At 42.5% G+C, this 18,466-nt stretch carries 13 protein-coding genes and 1 pseudogene; 10 read left to right on the forward strand and 4 right to left on the reverse strand.

The features are described from left to right. Positions 1-21: 21 nt before the first annotated feature. Positions 22-1,167 carry a metallophosphoesterase gene (locus JMY02_RS12615; protein WP_201598854.1) on the forward strand — a complete coding sequence of 382 codons (1,146 nt, stop codon included), beginning with the start codon at positions 22-24 and terminating at the stop codon, positions 1,165-1,167. A 151-nt stretch (positions 1,168-1,318) separates the two neighbouring features. On the opposite strand, the gene JMY02_RS12620 is transcribed toward JMY02_RS12615, so the two are convergent. After that, the gene (locus JMY02_RS12620; RefSeq protein ID WP_201598855.1) at positions 1,319-2,734 is read right to left on the reverse strand and encodes an alpha/beta hydrolase; all 1,416 of its coding nucleotides are present in this window, start codon (positions 2,732-2,734) and stop codon (positions 1,319-1,321) included. Positions 2,735-3,368: 634 nt separating this feature from the next. On the opposite strand from JMY02_RS12620, the gene grpE reads away from it, so the two are divergent. After that, a complete protein-coding gene (gene grpE, locus JMY02_RS12625) occupies positions 3,369-3,968 on the forward strand; it encodes a nucleotide exchange factor GrpE (RefSeq protein WP_201598856.1) in 600 nt (199 codons plus the stop codon). 211 nt (positions 3,969-4,179) lie between these two features. Then, the gene (gene dnaK / locus JMY02_RS12630) at positions 4,180-6,123 is read left to right on the forward strand and encodes a molecular chaperone DnaK (protein ID WP_201598861.1); all 1,944 of its coding nucleotides are present in this window, start codon (positions 4,180-4,182) and stop codon (positions 6,121-6,123) included. Positions 6,124-6,224: 101 nt separating this feature from the next. On the opposite strand, the gene JMY02_RS12635 is transcribed toward dnaK, so the two are convergent. Then, complete coding sequence (locus JMY02_RS12635) at positions 6,225-7,046, reverse strand: methyltransferase domain-containing protein (RefSeq protein WP_201598863.1); 822 nt, start codon at positions 7,044-7,046, stop codon at positions 6,225-6,227. A 210-nt stretch (positions 7,047-7,256) separates the two neighbouring features. Further along, the gene (locus JMY02_RS12640; protein WP_201598865.1) at positions 7,257-8,489 is read right to left on the reverse strand and encodes an 8-amino-7-oxononanoate synthase; all 1,233 of its coding nucleotides are present in this window, start codon (positions 8,487-8,489) and stop codon (positions 7,257-7,259) included. A gap of 287 nt (positions 8,490-8,776) precedes the next feature. Between JMY02_RS12640 and JMY02_RS12645 the strand changes: the two genes are divergently transcribed. The 5 genes from JMY02_RS12645 (at position 8,777) to JMY02_RS12665 (ending at position 13,274) form a co-directional block, all read left to right on the forward strand. After that, positions 8,777-9,316, forward strand: a complete 540-nt coding sequence (locus JMY02_RS12645) for a porin family protein (RefSeq protein WP_201598867.1) — start codon at positions 8,777-8,779, stop codon at positions 9,314-9,316. Positions 9,317-9,519: 203 nt separating this feature from the next. After that, complete coding sequence (locus JMY02_RS12650) at positions 9,520-10,107, forward strand: porin family protein (RefSeq protein WP_201598869.1); 588 nt, start codon at positions 9,520-9,522, stop codon at positions 10,105-10,107. Positions 10,108-10,298: 191 nt separating this feature from the next. Beyond that, positions 10,299-10,796, forward strand: coding sequence for an NfeD family protein (locus JMY02_RS12655; RefSeq protein ID WP_201598880.1), 498 nt, complete (start codon positions 10,299-10,301; stop codon positions 10,794-10,796). A 15-nt stretch (positions 10,797-10,811) separates the two neighbouring features. Continuing rightward, positions 10,812-11,672 (forward strand): SPFH domain-containing protein, encoded by an 861-nt coding sequence (locus tag JMY02_RS12660; protein ID WP_201598871.1) that lies wholly within the window; start codon positions 10,812-10,814, stop codon positions 11,670-11,672. Between the two features lie 225 nt (positions 11,673-11,897). Further along, positions 11,898-13,274 carry an esterase-like activity of phytase family protein gene (locus tag JMY02_RS12665; protein ID WP_201598873.1) on the forward strand — a complete coding sequence of 459 codons (1,377 nt, stop codon included), beginning with the start codon at positions 11,898-11,900 and terminating at the stop codon, positions 13,272-13,274. Between the two features lie 241 nt (positions 13,275-13,515). Here the strand turns inward: JMY02_RS12665 and hemN are convergent, their stop codons facing one another. Further along, the gene (hemN, locus tag JMY02_RS12670) at positions 13,516-14,979 is read right to left on the reverse strand and encodes an oxygen-independent coproporphyrinogen III oxidase (protein WP_201598882.1); all 1,464 of its coding nucleotides are present in this window, start codon (positions 14,977-14,979) and stop codon (positions 13,516-13,518) included. Between the two features lie 374 nt (positions 14,980-15,353). Between hemN and JMY02_RS12675 the strand changes: the two are divergent. After that, positions 15,354-16,526, forward strand: a pseudogene (locus tag JMY02_RS12675) (YifB family Mg chelatase-like AAA ATPase); the annotation flags it as partial. Positions 16,527-16,665: 139 nt separating this feature from the next. After that, positions 16,666-18,441, forward strand: coding sequence for a hypothetical protein (locus JMY02_RS12680; protein ID WP_201598874.1), 1,776 nt, complete (start codon positions 16,666-16,668; stop codon positions 18,439-18,441). The last annotated feature ends 25 nt before the right edge of the window (positions 18,442-18,466 follow it).

Below are 18,466 nucleotides of genomic sequence, written 5' to 3' on the forward strand. Positions count from 1 at the left end.
GAAACATCATAAAGGATATTCATGCGCTACGCATTTTTTATCACCATTTTTTTGCTATTACAACTCTTTAGTTTGGGCGCGGCTGTGAGCTTGCAATGGTGGCTACAGCCTTGGACAACCTCAACGCTCCAGATTGTCATATGGTCTACTATATTTATCATCACTAACGGATTGTTGATATTAAGTGTCAAAAGAGCGTTTACCAATAGTTATCGCTGGGTTAGTGGTTGGATGTTGGTCATGCATTTTACGCTACTCACGGCCTTAGGGACCAGTTTAGTATATGGCGGATATGGGTTAATCACCTCACTTATGGGCGAGGCAGTAAGTAATTCTGCATTGGTCGATTTTGCCTTACGAGCGCTGGCGTTGGTTGTGTTTTTGGGACTGTTTATCTATGCGTTATACAATGCCTACGTCCCTATCGTACGCAAATTGTCTGTGCATATCGACAAGCCGCTTGCTAGAACATTAAAGATTGCGGTAGCCAGCGATTTACACATCGGGCGATTGTTCGGCGGTGGGGCGATAGACAGGCTACAGCGCCTTATTGTGCAAAATAAAGCAGATATATTGCTTATGCCAGGCGATATCATGGATGACAACACACAGGCGTTTTCTGACTATGATATGGCAGCCAACTTGACTCAGCTATCTGCTAGTGTGCCATATGGGATTTATGCCACATTGGGCAATCATGACTTATATGGTCATGAGCAATCGATCAGTGAGGCGCTGCGCGGTGCTGGCGTAAAATTGTTAAACGATGAAGCGTTGTGTATAGAGCACGAGGGCACAGCCGTTTGGTTGATTGGTCGTTTTGATAACCACAAGCATCAACGCGTGGCGACCACTGAGCTATTGGCGCAAGTGGATACTAAGCAGCCAATCATACTGCTCGATCATAGACCGAGCGATATTACTGAACACAGTCAGTTATCAATTGATCTGCAAGTATCAGGGCATACTCATAATGGTCAGATATTTCCAGCGAATTTTATTGTAAATGCCATCAATCGAGTAGGTTATGGGTATGAAGCCATTGGCAATGGTCACTTTGTAGTGTCCTCTGGTTATGGCTTTTGGGGTATTCCTTTTCGATTGGGGTCGCGCTCAGAGATTTGGTTAATCAGCCTGACTGGTGACACTGTTGGCAAAAAGCACTGATGCCCTGATAACTATAGTCGGTGAAAAGTAATATCAATACAACACGTACTGCTGGTGCAAATTTTTCTGGCTTGCTGTTCCTTCGCAGACAGAGGCTGCAAAAAATTTACACCAGCAATACTGTAGCGACTCTAAAGTATTTCAACTATAGCTACGCCGCTAACTGAGATTGGCTACTCACTGTGTCCCGTACAAAGCGCGCAAAGCCATTGATAATATTGTGTGTCTCTTGACCTAAGCCGCTATGCACGCTCATAAAGTGAATAAAGCCATGCGGCGCACCAAGTACGGTATAGGTTCTGACTGGGATGCCATGGCTTTTTATTTGCTTGGCATAAGCCAACGCTTCATCACGCAATACGTCTAATTCAGCGGCAACAATATAAGTGGGACATACTTGACTGTTATCACCGAGCATTGGAGAATTGAGTACATGCTGGCGTGGTAATAGACTGTTTTCAAAACAAGCGGCATCAAATACCGCCACATCGGCATGATCTAATAGTAACCCTTCACCATACAACTCCCAGCTCGGGTAATCTGTCTCGATATCAGTAACCGGATATAAAGGCATTTGCGCCAGTGGTTTGGGTAGGCTTTTTAATAACGTAAATGTCTTTTGACCATCGATACCCACATCTCGCCACAAAGTTTCAGATGGCGCAGTCAGCTGCTGGGCAAGCAGGGTGCACAGTCCACCACCAGCACTATCACCCGCTAGGACAATGCGTGATGGTGACGCATTCAGTGTATGGCAGTGTTCAGCCACCCAAGCATAAGCGGTGATACAGTCTCTCAACGCAGATGGAGATGAGTGTTCAGGCGCCAAGCGATAATCAACACTGACAATCGACCAACCAGTTTGCTCACAAATAGCATGACAGAACTCATGATGAGTATCGACATCACCAATACAGAACCCGCCACCATGAAAGAACAACATCACCGTGTCATCAGGGTTGTGGCTACGGCGTTTTTTTAAGCTCATACCATTAGAGCGAAGTCCTGCTTGATAGCAACGAATCGTCATGTCACCTTCGTCAGCATGGGCAATCATTTTGTCTTCCCAGCGAATTGGCGTGTGCCCTTTTTTGGTAAAGTGTTTTATATTGCTGAGCACACTACCACTCGCTTGCTTCCATACTTTTGGCGTTTGCATGGCCACTGCATCGGCGGCAAATTTTTCGCGTAGCTCACGCATTGGCGTAAGCTCTAGTGGGGTTTTAAGTTTACTGTTTATAGCCAAAATCAAACGCAGATGGGCATTGGCGTGCAGATATTGTTTTGACGTAGGCCCGTCCAGATAACCAACCAAGCTTTCTAAAATGGGCGTTGGCAAATAGCCTAGACCTTTCATGGCATGGTGTAATGTGTGAGGATTATAGGTGGGTATCGGGGTGTAGCTAAGCATTTTTTCTTTAACGGTCATGGGCTGCTTTTGAGACCCGTTTTTTTCTATGCCGTTATTTACTGGCTCTATCGAGGCGAGCTTCAACGTCATCAAGGCTTTGTTCAATAAGGTATTAACTGACAGTACAGTTGAATTTAGTACGGTTGAATTAGACATAACACTTCTCATAAATAATGGTCAGTATCCGTTGTTACACATTGGTGCTTACTTTAAGATAAGTGATACTGTTTGCCGCTATGATAAAGGAGTCAGATAAAAAACAGCGTGTTTTTTGGTAATTACTAAAGTATTGAAGTATTGAAGTATTAAAGCGTGTCCTCAAGTCAATTGACATAGTCAGGTCATAAAGAGCGTCAGCGGGGCTGGAATGAATTTTTTGTAGCATCGAGCTGCGCAGGCACAGTAAGCAAGAAAAATTTGTGCCAGTCTCGCATCATAGTGTTGTACATCCATTTTATTTGGTATCGACTATAGTGCAATCAACGGTCACTTAAATGTGCTAAAAAATATTGAGTTGTGCCAGACCATGCTATTCGTGCAGGGCAATAAAAAGTCTTTTATCGGTGTTTAGTGACGTATTGACACCGTATTTGTTGTAAATGAGAAAAATTCCTACGTTTTGGGCTTGAAATTTGTAGCCGTCACCTTTATCAAACAGCTAGTAAAACGCATCAATAACAACAATGAGTAAGAACCGTTTAGTCTCTAATAAGAGCACGGTATGACTCGCGATTAGCGGGTTTATTGTGTTCTATATTAACCGTCATTATTAACATTCTAAGGAGCCATCATGAGCGAGAAAAACACCAACCACGAATCCCCTGAGCAAAATGTGGCGCATGATAATATTGAGCACAGCGACAGTATTTTAGAAGAAACCATGAATGAGTTTGATCCACAACATAACTCAGATGAAGATCTGACTATCCATACTGAAATCGATCTTGATACTTTTAAAGCACGTATTGCTGAGTTAGAAGGCGAAGTTAAGCAAGCAAAAGAAGGCACGGCTCGTGCCAATGCAGAAGCTTACAACGCCCAAAAACGCATGGAACAAGAAGCAGATAAAAGCAAAAAATTTGCCCTACAAAAATTTGCCAGAGAATTATTAGAGATTGTTGATAACTTAGAGCGTGCTATTGAAAATGCTGAGGCCAACGATCCAGTCGCCGAAGGGGTACAACTGACCCATAAAGCGCTAGTCGCTGTATTGAATAAAAATGGCGTCGAAGCGGTTGATCCACAAGGTGAAAAATTCAATGCTGATCTGCATGAAGCGGTCGGTATTGACGCAGATGCAGAAGCAGATACCGTCGGAACAGTGTTGCAAAAGGGTTATAGCCTGAACGGTCGCCTATTGCGCCCAGCTATGGTACGTGTCGGACAATAGGAATTTAACGTCACATTTTCACGTTAATAGTATTTAAAAGTGGTAAACCTTACTAATATTAAGGATTTTCACAAAAAGTCACACGAAAGACCATTTTTGCGGACTTATTGCCTTGAAAAAATCAATAAGTAAACCGATATAAAGCAACAAGTGACCGACTGTGGTCAGAATAAACAAAATTTATATTTAAAACAATTAGGAGTAATTGATTATGGGTAAAGTAATTGGTATTGATTTAGGTACAACCAACTCATGTGTTGCCGTCATGGAAGGTGACAAGGTTAAGGTCATCGAAAATGCTGAAGGTACTCGTACAACGCCATCAATCGTCGCCTATAAAAATGACGAAATTTTGGTTGGTCAATCAGCCAAGCGTCAAGCGGTAACCAACCCAAACAATACGTTGTTTGCGATCAAGCGTTTGATCGGTCGTCGTTTTGATGACAAAGTCGTGCAAAAAGACATCGGCATGGTACCTTACAAAATTGCCAAAGCGGATAATGGTGATGCATGGGTAGAAGTGAACGGTAAAAAACTGGCGCCACCACAGGTTTCTGCTGAAATCTTGAAAAAAATGAAAAAAACAGCAGAAGACTATCTTGGTGAAAGCGTGACTGAAGCCGTTGTAACGGTACCTGCTTACTTTAATGACTCACAGCGTCAAGCCACAAAAGACGCAGGTAAAATTGCGGGTCTTGATGTAAAACGTATCATCAACGAGCCAACTGCTGCTGCTCTTGCTTATGGTATGGACAAAAAGCAAGGCGATAGCACGGTTGCTGTATATGACTTGGGCGGTGGTACTTTTGATATCTCAATCATAGAAATCGCTGATGTCGATGGCGAGCAACAGTTTGAAGTACTTGCGACCAATGGTGATACGTTCCTTGGTGGTGAAGATTTTGACTCAGCTTTGATTGATTATTTGGCTGATGAATTCAAAAAAGACCAAGACGTCAACCTAAAAGGTGACTCATTGGCGATGCAGCGTCTAAAAGAAGCGGCAGAAAAAGCGAAAATTGAGCTATCTAGTGCCCAAAGCACCGAAGTGAACTTGCCATATATCACCGCAGACAGCAGTGGTCCTAAGCATTTGGTCGTGACCATCAGTCGCTCAAAGCTAGAGAGTCTCACTGAAGAGTTGGTACAACGCACCATGGGCCCTTGTAAAATTGCGCTTGAAGATGCCGGCATTAAAATTGGTGACATCGATGATGTTATCTTAGTTGGTGGTCAGACACGTATGCCACTGGTACAACAAAAAGTACAAGAGTTCTTCGGTCAAGAACCACGTAAAGACGTGAACCCTGACGAAGCGGTAGCAGCGGGCGCGGCGATTCAAGGTGCGGTATTGTCTGGTGAAAAAACAGATGTACTACTACTTGATGTAACGCCATTGACCCTTGGTATCGAAACGATGGGCGGTGTGATGACACCAGTTATCGAGAAAAACACGATGATTCCTACCAAGAAATCACAGGTGTTCTCAACGGCTGAAGACAACCAGCCAGCAGTAACGATTCAGGTATATCAAGGTGAACGTAAAATCGCTAACCAAAACAAACAGCTTGGTCGTTTTGATTTGACGGATATTCCACCAGCACCACGTGGTCTGCCACAAATTGAAGTATCTTTTGACATCAATGCTGATGGTATCATGAACATCTCAGCAACTGACAAAGGCACTGGTAAAGCGCAAAGCATCCAGATCAAAGCGGATTCTGGTTTGTCGGACGAAGAAGTCGAACAAATGGTTCGCGATGCAGAAGCCAATGCCGCAGAAGACGAGAAATTCGCTAATCTAGCGCAAGTGCGTAACGAAGCAGATGGTCGTATCCATGCGGTACAAAAAGCACTAAAAGAAGCAGAAGACAAAGTCACTGCTGAAGAAAAATCAACCGTAGAAACGGCCATCACTGAGCTTGAAGCAGTGATTAAAGAAGATGATCATGATGACATCAAAGCCAAGCTTGAAGCGTTAGACAATGCTTTCTTGCCAGTTAGTCAGAAGATTTATGCTGACAGCGGTGCTGGAGCAGAAGGCATGGATCCAAGCCAGTTCCAACAAGGCGCGGACGATGCTGAAAGCAGAAACCAAGCCAATGATGACGTCGTTGATGCTGAGTTCACTGAAGTCAATGACGATAAGAAATAATATTTCTTAACGCTAATCAGTAGAGCCAGTCAGTAAAGACAAAAAACGCACCTTTCGAGGTGCGTTTTTTTATGGCTGATGGTTTTTATAATTGATAGTTTTTATGACCGATAAGCATCAATGATAAGCACTTCATAAGTTAGATAGACACAGGGTTGTCCCTCTTTATCTTGTCCTGAGAACTGTTGCCAATATGCCTGCTCAAACTGTTGCAAACGCGCTTTTGTCCAAACAAAAGGGGCGGTATTTTGATTGTCTGCTGTACTGCGCCGTTGGGTTTGGTTGGTTGACACGCCGGTCATTTTCATGTGTTTTAGTACGTCATACGGCCGTGCAAACGGTATGTCGAAGCGCTGAGTCGATAGCTGAGCGTTCTTAAGTTTGGTATCCTCTAATGCTGAACGCCATGCTGCCACGCTTGGATAAGCCAGTCCTTTCCCAGTAAGGGCTTTAATTTGCAAAAAATTATCAGGTGTAAAAGTACTGAGTAATAGCTGGCCGCCCGCTTGTAGCCGAGTTGATGACTGCGATATAAAACGTAACGGCTCATCAAACCACTGTATCGCATTGGCACTGACAATCAAACTGTGGTTGGTCGCTAAATCTATCGTTTCTGCATCACCTATACGCAGCTGTGCCTTTGGCAGTATGGACTGTAGGTTTTTTGCTTGCTGCGCGCAAAGCTCATTGATGATCCAGCGGTTGCTTTGTAGATTTGCCGCTAGCAACTGAGTCATTTGACCAGTACCAGCACCCACTTCAAGCACGCTATCTTGCTGCTGATGGGCAATCAGAGTCAGCAAGTGCTGACAGATATGCTGCTGGATGTGAGCGTGCTGATCATAGTCATTGGCTTTGGCGAAATGACGGGCGATGCTCTGCTTTCGGGCGCTCAGCTCATTTAGTGTAATGGGGTGTTCCATAACGTTTATTCAATCCAAAATATCATGAGTGTTTGCTAAGACAATGTTAAGGCAAGTTTTCTCAGTTATATAGTCAGATTAATATAAAAAGGATACAGCAGGACTGGTAAGAATTTTTTGTAGCCTCTGGCAGCAACGGTATAAGCAAGCAAGAAAAATTTGTACCAGTCCTTCGTCATGATGTCGTGTATCCACTTTATTTATGATTGATTATAAGTGCGCGATCAAACGCTGACAATCTGCCATGCTTATGCTGGCATTCATGACTAGTCGAATGCGTGCCGTATTGGCAGGCACGGTCGGCGGCCTGATAGGTAGGGCATAAAACCCCGCTGCTTGTAGCCGCTCTGCTTTGGCAATCGTTCGAGCATTGTCTCCCAATAAATAAGGCACAATGGGTGACTGATAAACGATCTCTTGCTGACTCGATGTGACCCGATGCGCAGGGCTGATGGCTTGGCTAAGCTGTAGAGATATCTGAGCCAAATGTTGTCTATGCGACTGCAACTGTGGCATTTTTGCCAAAATAAAACGTGTCCAAGCATGATTGATCGGTGGTAACGCGGTACTAAAGATAAGAGGGCGCATGTGGTTGATTAGCCATGATTTGACCGTCTCATCGCATAAGATGTACGCACCGATTGAGGCAAATGCTTTACCAAAAGTGCCCACCAAATAATCGATATCAGTCAGTGTCTGCGTTTCTTCGGCCAGTCCACAGCCTTGATCGCCAAAGACCCCCACAGCGTGTGCTTCATCTACATATAGCTCAATACGACTGTCCAATGTTTTTAAGCGTACCAACGCCCGTAAGTCTGCGCGGTCACCATCCATACTAAAGATACTTTCGGTAATAATAATAATGCGTTCAACATTATCCTCAGCTTGTGCCAATAACATTGCCAAGTGCTCATAATCATTATGACGATAACGCCGATAGGTACATAACTTATTTTGGCTCAAGCGAATACCATCAATGATACTGGCGTGTACCAGCTTGTCTGCCAAAATGAGCGTTTTGACAGGTAAGGCGGTGAGGGCTGGTAAAATCCCAATATTGGCATGATAGCCGCTGTTCATTACCAGTGTTGACTTCGTAGCCGCACTATTTTTTTTACCCGCTGCCAATTGATACCAGTGTTGTAACTCATCTTCTAGCAGTTGCAATTGTGCGTCATTTCCGGTTAAAAGCCGTGATGAGGCGGCACTCATTTTGGGCAATTGTGTTGCGGGATATTGTTGTATGTGCTCAAAAAATTCGTACTGCAGCGCTGCGTCACCGCTCAAACCAAGATAGTCATTACTAGCGATATTCAATAAGGTTTGGCCATTATTGACGACATAACGCCCTTGATGCTCCAGATCTGGTAACTGACGGTATTGTTGGTTGTCCTTCAACTGGACAAGGGCATCTTGTAATCGCTTAGAAATAGGCACTGGCATGTGGGTTTGTCCCTTATTTTATTTTACATATATAAGCATGGCGTGGTACTAGGTACGAAGTATTGCACAAAATCAAGACATGTAACAGAAAGTTTCATATCTAGGCCTTTGTAACCCACACACTGATAAATACTTGCAAATCTTAACTCTCATGCCATCAAACACTGACAGAGTGTTTGAAATACTTTGTTACTATGTACTCATCGTTAGCGAACAAGGCGATAGGGCCAAAAGGCCAATATAAAATACATAACTTGTTTGTCCAAACTTCCTCTAAGGAGCTAATAATGAAAACTTTACAAAAAACTCTACTTGCCCTAGCAACTGGTTCTTTACTTGCAGTAAGTGCTCAAGCAGCCGTTGGTTATGGTAATGGCTATACCGGTCAACCATACGCTGGTGTTAAAGTTGGTCAGTTTGACCTAGATATTGATGGTGCTGATGATCCAACCGCTTATGGCGTATACGGTGGTTACAACTTTGATCCTAACTTCGGTATCGAAGCTGAATATGTTGGTTCAGATGACGCTGACTACAGAGGCGGAGATATTGACGCAAAAACGTATGGCGCTTATGGTACCTATCGTTATGCCTTCCCAAATACTGGTTTATATGCCAAAGGTAAGTTAGGTGTGGCCAAAACTGAAGTAGAAGCCAATTATAATGTTGGAGCACTGAGAGTATCAGAGTCTAAAGACGATACCAATCTTGCTGGCGGTGTAGGTCTTGGGTATTCAGTTAACCCTGACTTCAGTGTTGAAGCTGCGTATGACATGCTAGGTAACGATGCTGATCTTATGACGGTTGGTGCACAGTTAAAGTTCTAAGTGTTTGATTGATAGATTATTAAGTAGTATAAAACGATCGCTTCGGCGGTCGTTTTTTTATATTACGTAAAATGAAAAACAGTTGTGTGCTTTTAAAGATAATATTGTTAAAATATCATTATCATCTATATACAAGATGGTATTTTAACGGACAGCAGTTTATAAAAATACGACTGCTGATTGAAATATCTTTAAGGATCACAATGAAAATTTTACAGAAAACATTATTAACTTTAGCAACAGGTGCTTTATTGAGTGTAAGTGCTCAAGCAGCAGTGAATTATGCAGGTCAATCGTACGCTGGTGTAAAAGTTGGTCAATACAGTCCAGATGGTGATGTTGCTAACAGCATCGATGATGCCATATCATATGGTGTTTACGGCGGCTATAAGTTTACACCAGCATTTGGTATCGAAGCTGAATATTTAACGACTAGTGATGAAGAAGTATATAACGACAGTGAAGAGAAATCAGAATATAGCGCTGATGTATATGGTCTGTACGGTACTTATGACTATGTATTTCCAAATACATCACTGTATGCAAAAGGTCGCTTAGGTATAGCAAAAAATGAAGTTGATGCGGAATACACAGATAAAATTATTGCTGGCAATAGTTTTAAAGCAAGCGCTTCTGATACAGGAGTAGCAGGCGGTTTAGGTTTAGGCTACAATGTAACACCTATGGTATCTGTAGAAGCTATGTATAATTTTTACCCATCTATTGATATTGGCGATGGCGATGATCTAGACGCCAGTGGTATTACTTTGGGCGCACATGCTAAATTCTAAACTTTAATTTATGTGAATTACTAGTAGAAAACGATCGCTTCGGCGGTCGTTTTTTTTATGCCTAAAATTTTACTGTCTCATGTATAAATTTTTGTAGTGCATACCTCATATATTGATGATTTTTAAGAAAATATAAATGCTAAAAGTGTGATACATTAAAAGATAAGACGATTATGATAGGTGAGGTAGCAATGATGGAGATGCTTTGGATGATTGAACCTTGGCATTGGCTGGTATTAGGCTTTGTGCTACTGATTATTGAAATGTTTGTGCCAACCTTTGCCAGTCTTTGGTTTGGTGCAGCGGCCATCATAGTTGCCGCATTGGCATGGTTAATGCCTATTTCTGTCTCTGTTCAAGTTATCATCTGGTTGGTGCTTTCTGCGGCTTTTTTGGTGGTGTGGTTCAAATTTGTCAAACCTTTATCGGTGGATCGTACCAAAGCAGGGTTGGGTGGTAGTGTCATCGTTGGCGAGACAGGCATGATTATCGTGCAACCGCAGCCAGACCGTGCAGGTGTTGTACGCTTTAGTGTGCCTATTGTTGGGGCGGCAGAATGGATGTGCCGTACCACAGGAGAGGTAATCGCTGTCGGAGAGCGGGTTGTGGTGACTGATATCATCGGTAACGAGCTGATTGTGAGCAGTATGAAATCACAGGCCGTGATCAATAAAAATATGCAGGTATAATAATAGGGGTGTGTTATGGAAAGTTTTAGTATTGTAATGATAGTATTGGTCGCGCTGGTCGTGTTTACTATTTTTAAAGGAGTTCGCATTGTACCGCAAGGGTATAAGTGGGTGGTGCAACGATTGGGCAAATATAGTCAAACGCTAGAGCCTGGGCTAAACCTTATTATCCCTTACGTCGATGACGTGGCCTACAAAGTAACGACCAAAGATATCGTGCTCGATATTCCATCACAAGAGGTCATTACTCGAGACAACGTGGTTATTATCGCAAATGCGGTCGCCTACATCAATATTGTGCGTCCTGACAAAGCCGTCTATGGTATCGAAGATTATGAGTACGGTATTCGCAATTTAGTACAGACATCACTGCGTTCCATTATCGGTGAGATGGATTTGGACAGCGCACTGTCTAGCCGTGACGAAATCAAAGCCAAACTCAAACATGCCATTTCTGAGGATATCTCTGACTGGGGCATTACGCTTAAAACGGTGGAAATCCAAGATATTAATCCGTCTGATACCATGCAAACCGCTATGGAAGAGCAGGCAGCGGCTGAACGTCAACGCCGTGCGACAGTGACGCGTGCTGATGGCCAAAAGCAAGCGGCTATCTTAGAAGCTGACGGTCGCTTAGAAGCCTCGCGTCGTGATGCTGAAGCACAGGTAGTACTTGCTCGCGGGTCTGAAGAGTCGATTCGCCTGATCACTAATGCGATGGGCACAGAAGAGATGCCGATTGTTTATTTGTTGGGTGAGCAGTATATTAAAGCGATTCGTGAGTTGGCAGAATCTGATAATTCAAAAATGGTGGTTTTACCTGCCGATATTTTAAGCACCGTTAAGGGTATGGTTGGTGATAAGCTAAAAGTATAATAGATATGCTCTCTATTATACTTCAGAGCAGTCAATTCACAATGCCCGAAATCCGTTTCTAAACATAGCCAGTGAGCGTTTTACGCGCTGGCTATTTTTTGAGTTTGATTTGCCAAAAATCATTTTTAGCCCATTTAGATGACCATCAATCGAGTTGAGGACACACCCCAGTAGGTGCTCGTATTATTGTTCACTCATAAAAATATGAATGCAAGGAAAGCAAACGTGACAAAGCAAACTGTAAGTACTGACATTATCCATATAAACGCGTTTGTGCAAGGCAGTCCTTTACCTTATACCGTGCTTGATGCAACGCACATCAATGCTGCCTACCCCAATCAGCAATTGGAGATTCGAGGTGGCGGTTACGGCTCAGACGCTGCCGCACACCCTACCAATGCCAACCAATTCTATGTACTGACTGATCGCGGGCCAAACGCCGACTTTGAAGGTCATGCAGGTAAGGGCAAGCAATTTTTAATACCAGACTATGTACCATGTATTGGCTTGTTCGAGTTACAAACAGATGGAAAAATCACCAAAATAAAAGACATAATGCTGAAAGACCGTCATGGCCATCCTATCTCTGGGCTGCCAAACCCAAAGACGTTAGGCGGTACCAATGAAGTCCCTTATGATGTCAATGGTCAGCCGATGACGATGAACCCAACGCTACCGTTTGATGAAGTGACCAATCCTATTAAAACTGATATCAATGGTTTGGATCCTGAAGGGCTGGCGGCGCTCACTGATGGCAGTTTTTGGATCAGTGATGAGTATGGTCCACACCTCGTACACTACGATGCTGAAGGGATAGAGATTGCACGTATCAATCCTTTTGCCAATGATGCGCGTAATAATATGATTAGTGACGGTAAGCTGCTTTTATTACCAGCAGAGTTTGCGAAGCGTCGTGCCAATCGTGGTATGGAGGCGTTAACGATTACGCCAGATCAAACCACGCTTGTAGCCGTTATGGAATCTTCCATAGACAATCCTGATGAGTCAGGGCGTGTGTCTAGTTTGACTCGCATTGTGACGATTGACCTAAATTCTGGTCAGATAGCACAGTATTTATACCGGCTTGATAAAGCGCAACATGTGACTTCGGGTATTGTTGCACTCAGTCATCAAGAGTTTTATATTATTGAGCATGATCGCAAATTTCCGTTACAAGAGACGTCTGCCCAAAAGCTCATTTATAAAATAGATATTTCTCAAGCGACTGATATTGAAGCTGTTTTGGTTACTCACAATATCAAGCAAGAAGAAATGGTCGGATTAACCATCGACGGTCGAACGCTGGAGCAAATGATGACAGAAACCGAGGCAAACTGGCAAATACTGGCAGGCATGTCCATCAAACCTGTGAAAAAAACCTTGGTCGTTGATGTTCTTGCTACCCTATATTATCCTCATGACAAGCTTGAAGGCTTGTGGTTGCGTCAAGATGGCTCATTGGGTTTGTTCAATGATGATGATTTTGCGATGACCGATACGGAAATAACAAATTCAAAAAGCACCATCGAGCAAAAGTACTTGGATAAGGAAAAAACGATAGAAGACGCCAACAGACTGTATATCGTTATGCCCACTGCATAAAATGATGGGGCTAATGCTAGGTACTACTATAGTCTGTACGAAATAAAAAAGACCTCAAACCAAATGGGGTCTTTTTTATCGCTGCGGATTAAGCGATGGTCAAATCAATATAAAAGAGAGGGAGCGAGACGGGGATGAATTTTTTGTAGCCTCTGGCAGCAACGGCACAGCAGGCAAGAAAAATTTATCCTAGCAGCACTGCATTTTTTCATAGTGGATTGAATATCATGCGACAAACCCTTTAGATGGCTTTTGAAAAACGGTTTTTGTGTTTTTTATCAAGATATTCATCAAACACCATGGCCACATTGCGACCCAGCAAGCGACCTCTCGGTAAGACACGGATACCAGCGGCATCCATATCAATGAGGCGATCTGACTGCATCTCGCCCAACTGTTGAATCTCATCAATAAAATAAGTGATCGCATCGATACCAAATTTTTGATTCACATCTTTAAAGTCGATGTAGTCGTGACATAGCAAATTCATAATGACGTATTCACGCAAGCGATCTTTGATAGAAGTCTTGATGACTTTTACGGCAGGCATCATCGTGGGATTGTGGTGCGCGGCATCGATATTGGCTTGATAGGCTTGCAGATCCGTATCGTTTTGTAAAATGTAGCGAGTATTGGCATTGGCAATCTGACTGATTGAGGAGACGCCAAAGCCCAATAAATCACAGTCGCCCATGATGGTATAACCCTGAAAATTACGATGTAGCTTGCCTTCGCGCTGGGCGATAGACAGCTCATCGTCAGGTTTGGCAAAATGATCAATACCGATATATTGATAGCCTGCTTCCGTCAGTGTATTGATGGTATTGCCAAGCATCGTAAGCTTGGCTGCTGGACTTGGTAAGTCTTCATCCTTGATTTGGCGCTGGGCTTTAAAGCGTTCTGGCAGATGGGCATAGTTAAACACCGACAGACGATCGGGCGACATCTCAATGATACGGCGTACTGTTTTATCTAAGGTCACTGGCGTTTGATGCGGTAGACCATAAATCAGATCGATATTGATGGAATGAAAACCCAATTCGCGCGCTTCGTTTAGGACATTTTCTATCAATTCCGCTGAATGCACTCGATTGACGGCAATTTGCACCGTCTCATCCAAGTCTTGCACCCCTAAGCTAACCCGATTGAAACCAAGCTGACGCAGCACTTTTAGCGTGTTGCCACTCAGCTCGCGTGGGTCAATTTCAATCGAGTAGTCGCCTTGGTCTTCTGGTAAAAACTCAAACTGCGTCTGCAAAAACTCCCACAGCTGAACCATTTCCTCATCACGCAAAAACGTGGGTGTGCCACCGCCCAAATGTAGTTGTTTCACCAAAGGTTTGCTGCTGTCTGCTGGCGTGGATAACAAGCGACGTTTGTGCTTAATCTCCGCGATCAAATACTGCAAATAATCGCCTGAGTCGCTATTTTTTTTGGTGATGATTTTATTACAAGCGCAGTAATAGCAAAGGTGACGACAGAATGGAATGTGGAAATACAAAGACAATGGTGCACGGGCTTCGCGATTTTGCAGAATTTTTGTCTCAAGTCCATCAGGGATGGGTAAAAACTCCAATGCCGTCGGATAAGAGGTATAACGTGGCCCTGAACGATTGTATTTATTAATAATTGCTTCATCAAAGGCGGGAAGGTGTTTACTCGTGATACTACCGCGCATACTGGCATAAGGACTTTCTGTCTGCATAACAGGGCGCGTGGTGGTCGGTTGCTCTTCCGCACGATTGTAAGGCTGCTGGGTGTTTTGTCCTGAATAGTCTGTCATGCGGTATTCCTCGTTTTGACCTTTGGTATTGCTACTTTTTATATGATTCATGGTTAAGTAGGCAAAAGCCAATGTCCGTTTTATCATTTATGGATGGTGATGAGTCACATTGATAGCCAAATCCACGAACGGCTCAGTAGATAGCTAATAGTATAACAAATCCTTATTGGCGTTGGGGTGGTTGGCTTGTTTTCTTATGAGGCAGAGGCTTATATCTCATAAATAATAAAACACGACATTTGCGCACTGATTGATAATACTTTATCATCACTTATCCGCTATATTAGGAAACAGTGATGTCGTTTGCTCAAGTCTATACTCGTTCGGTCGTTGGTTTGCATGCACCCAAGGTCATTATTGAAGTGCATTTGTCGCAAGGCCTGCCAGCATTGACCATTGTTGGTTTACCCGAAGCCGCCGTCCGCGAAAGTAAGGATCGTGTACGTTCCGCGATTCTTAACTCCGGCTTTCAATTTCCGAATCGGCGGTTGACGATCAATTTAGCACCTGCAGATTTGCCAAAAGATGGCGCTCGTCTGGACTTGCCCATTGCCATTGGAATATTGGCGGCAAGTGGTCAGATAGAACCAGATGTGCTATCTGGGTTTGAGTTTATTGGTGAATTGGCGCTCAATGGGGAACTTAGGCAAGTAACGGGTAGTCTGGCTGTAGCACGAGCGATAAAAGCTGAAGGATTAGCAGCAAAGATAGCACAAGTATTAAAAAAGGATGAGCAAGCGCCAAATGAGCCACAACCATTATCACAGGTCACACCGCAACTCATCGTACCACTCAATAATAGCGCTGAGGCCAGCCGTGTTGATGGCGTAACGATACTGGCAGCGCCAAGTCTAAAAGCCGTTTGTGATCATCTGCAATCTTTAAGCGATCCTAGTGACCTCGATGCACGTTTAGCGGTGGTGCAGCCCAGTCCTGCGCCACAGCAAATTGGCTATCAAGTGGATTTAGCGGATGTGAAAGGACAGCATCATGCGAGACGCGCGCTGGAGATTGCCGCAGCGGGTGGTCATTCATTATTATTTACAGGGCCGCCGGGTTCTGGCAAGACACTGATGGCGTCACGCCTGCCGACTATTTTGCCAGACTTGAGTGCTGAGGATGCGCTAGAGGTTGCCAGCACATATTCAGTAGCTGACAGCGATTATGATTATGGGACACGGCCATTTAGGCAGGTTCATCACACCATATCAGCGGTGGCTTTGGTAGGCGGTGGCTCACGTCCCAAACCTGGTGAGATTACGCTTGCTAATAAAGGAGTTTTGTTTCTTGACGAATTGCCTGAGTTTGATCGTACGGTGTTAGAGGTATTGCGCCAACCATTAGAAGCCAAGCAGATTACCATTAGCCGTGCCAACTCACAGATGACTTTTCCAGCTAACTTTCAGTTGGTCGCTGCGATGAATCCTTGCCCATGTGGCTATGACGGTGACGGCTCAGCAAGATGTCGCTGACAACTACAAATCTAAATGATAATTACAACTATAATTGATAATATGTATAAGCTTACATTTGAGACAAAAATTGGTGAAATAAGTTTAAAATTATATTAATCAAACGAAATTTGTATAAATTAGAAAAGGTTTTATTGTGAAGATAATATTTGAGAACGAGCGCTTTGAAAATAATTATTTTATAAATAAAGCACTATATAGGTTGGAAGCGATTGAAAATATTAGCAAGCATGAGCCGTTTGAATTTCTAAGAGTCAAATTTTTTAAGTTGCACGAAACAGTGTCAATAGATAAGTTAAAGAGTCATGAATCAACTGGAAATTACAACAAATACTTCGATTCTATTGGGGCAAAATTTAGTGCAAGATTAATCAGTGTAGACATAAGGGTTGAGTACTTATATCTTATGTCAGCAGGCTCTATTTGGAAGGCTAAAGGCTCTAAATCTATCGAAAAAGTTTTTGAGCCTATTACCTCAGAAACTATCGAAATTGGTATAGAACGGAATAGATGTGTTCAAGAAGATGTCTATAAATCATTGAATACTTCTGCTAAATTTAATCCTCTTAATCTAAATAATAAATTACCCTTATTAGCTATTTCAGATTCTTTCGTTGAAAGTAAAAACACTACGGTACTTATTCCTTACTCTGAAATTGTTAGACATTATTTTTCTGCATCAAAATATTTTATTTCTAAATTGTTTGAAGAAGATAGAATAGTGGAGTTAGCTGAGCTTATTGGAAGCGTGGAAGACAACTCTGATATTTGTTCGGTAAAGCTTAATAGCAGACATTTTCTTGATAGTGATGTTCCATTCATAGCTCGAGCTTTATTGGACAAGACGACACTTTTCGCAATGCGATCAATTCATAGTCGTGCCAATAATGCTTTAAATCATTCAGAACAAAAGGGTTATTATCATAGGTTGACTGGATTACCCTTAGAAACAACTTTACCTTTCAAAGATAAAACTAAACTTGACGTTATAGGACACTACTTAAATATAGAAGGTAGTGAAGATAGGTTCTTTTTAGTACGCAAAATTCAAACTTGTCACCACTCTTGGCCATTTAAAAAATTAAATATTATTAGTGCCGAAACATTTAAAGATCGTGAGAGAGAAGAATACGAAGTTAGAGTATCTAAGGAACAAGCAACGGTAGAAGAAGATCAAATAGAATTGACTGCTGGAGACAGACCAAGTGCTAATAAGACCGAATTAGTTATAGAGCTTGATCAAAGTGCACGTTTTCCGTTTCTCAACACATTACCAGTTCAAAAGAAACATGAGCAGGATGGCAAAGAAGAGACTGTTTATAATGTTATAGGTATCAGCCAAGTGACTCTACAGGATAATGAAGCTGTAAATAAAGGATCTCTAGGTCAAGAAAATTACATAAGAAATAATCCAATTAACCCTGTACAAATAACTCCTGAAAGAGGGCCAAGTGAAATTAAATCTCTTAATGAAATTTCTGAGATCTTTCACGAAATTGAGTCAGCAAACGAGAATTGGCGTGTTACGGCCCTACCACTAAATCATACTGATAATACTCATCCTTATGGGTTATTTGATTTTGAAGGCACAAAATGGTCTGAAGTTTATGAGAGAAATCGAAAAGGACTACTACTAAGAGTTGAGATAAGAGACAGGGCTGTACTGTACTGCTTAGATATTGAGCCTTATAAAAGTGCAACATTTAGCTTATTTTTGTTCACAAGCCCTATACAAGGTACGAATGAGATGAACCTAGCTGGTATCATAAACACAATTAGTGAGAGCCGTGGTAAAGGGATTAAGTCAATTTTAGAGTCTAGGTTTAAAATGGTAGAACCTTTGAAACATATTAGTTATGTTAATAATCCTATCGAAAATAGAATTGTTAATAAAATCAATGAAATTATTTAGTAAATAAATTTAAAAAATTAAATAA

This window comes from Psychrobacter vallis, from assembly GCF_904846715.1.
Taxonomy (GTDB): domain Bacteria; phylum Pseudomonadota; class Gammaproteobacteria; order Pseudomonadales; family Moraxellaceae; genus Psychrobacter; species Psychrobacter vallis.

Bases quoted from the DNA above. Each gene is read 5' to 3' on its own strand.
- JMY02_RS12615 (WP_201598854.1), top strand. From the start codon at position 22: ATGCGCTACGCATTTTTTATCACCATTTTTTTGCTATTACAACTCTTT.
- JMY02_RS12620 (WP_201598855.1), bottom strand. From the start codon at position 2,734: ATGTCTAATTCAACCGTACTAAATTCAACTGTACTGTCAGTTAATACC.
- grpE (WP_201598856.1), top strand. From the start codon at position 3,369: ATGAGCGAGAAAAACACCAACCACGAATCCCCTGAGCAAAATGTGGCG.
- dnaK (WP_201598861.1), top strand. From the start codon at position 4,180: ATGGGTAAAGTAATTGGTATTGATTTAGGTACAACCAACTCATGTGTT.
- JMY02_RS12635 (WP_201598863.1), bottom strand. From the start codon at position 7,046: ATGGAACACCCCATTACACTAAATGAGCTGAGCGCCCGAAAGCAGAGC.
- JMY02_RS12640 (WP_201598865.1), bottom strand. From the start codon at position 8,489: ATGCCAGTGCCTATTTCTAAGCGATTACAAGATGCCCTTGTCCAGTTG.
- JMY02_RS12645 (WP_201598867.1), top strand. From the start codon at position 8,777: ATGAAAACTTTACAAAAAACTCTACTTGCCCTAGCAACTGGTTCTTTA.
- JMY02_RS12650 (WP_201598869.1), top strand. From the start codon at position 9,520: ATGAAAATTTTACAGAAAACATTATTAACTTTAGCAACAGGTGCTTTA.
- JMY02_RS12655 (WP_201598880.1), top strand. From the start codon at position 10,299: ATGATGGAGATGCTTTGGATGATTGAACCTTGGCATTGGCTGGTATTA.
- JMY02_RS12660 (WP_201598871.1), top strand. From the start codon at position 10,812: ATGGAAAGTTTTAGTATTGTAATGATAGTATTGGTCGCGCTGGTCGTG.
- hemN (WP_201598882.1), bottom strand. From the start codon at position 14,979: ATGCAGACAGAAAGTCCTTATGCCAGTATGCGCGGTAGTATCACGAGT.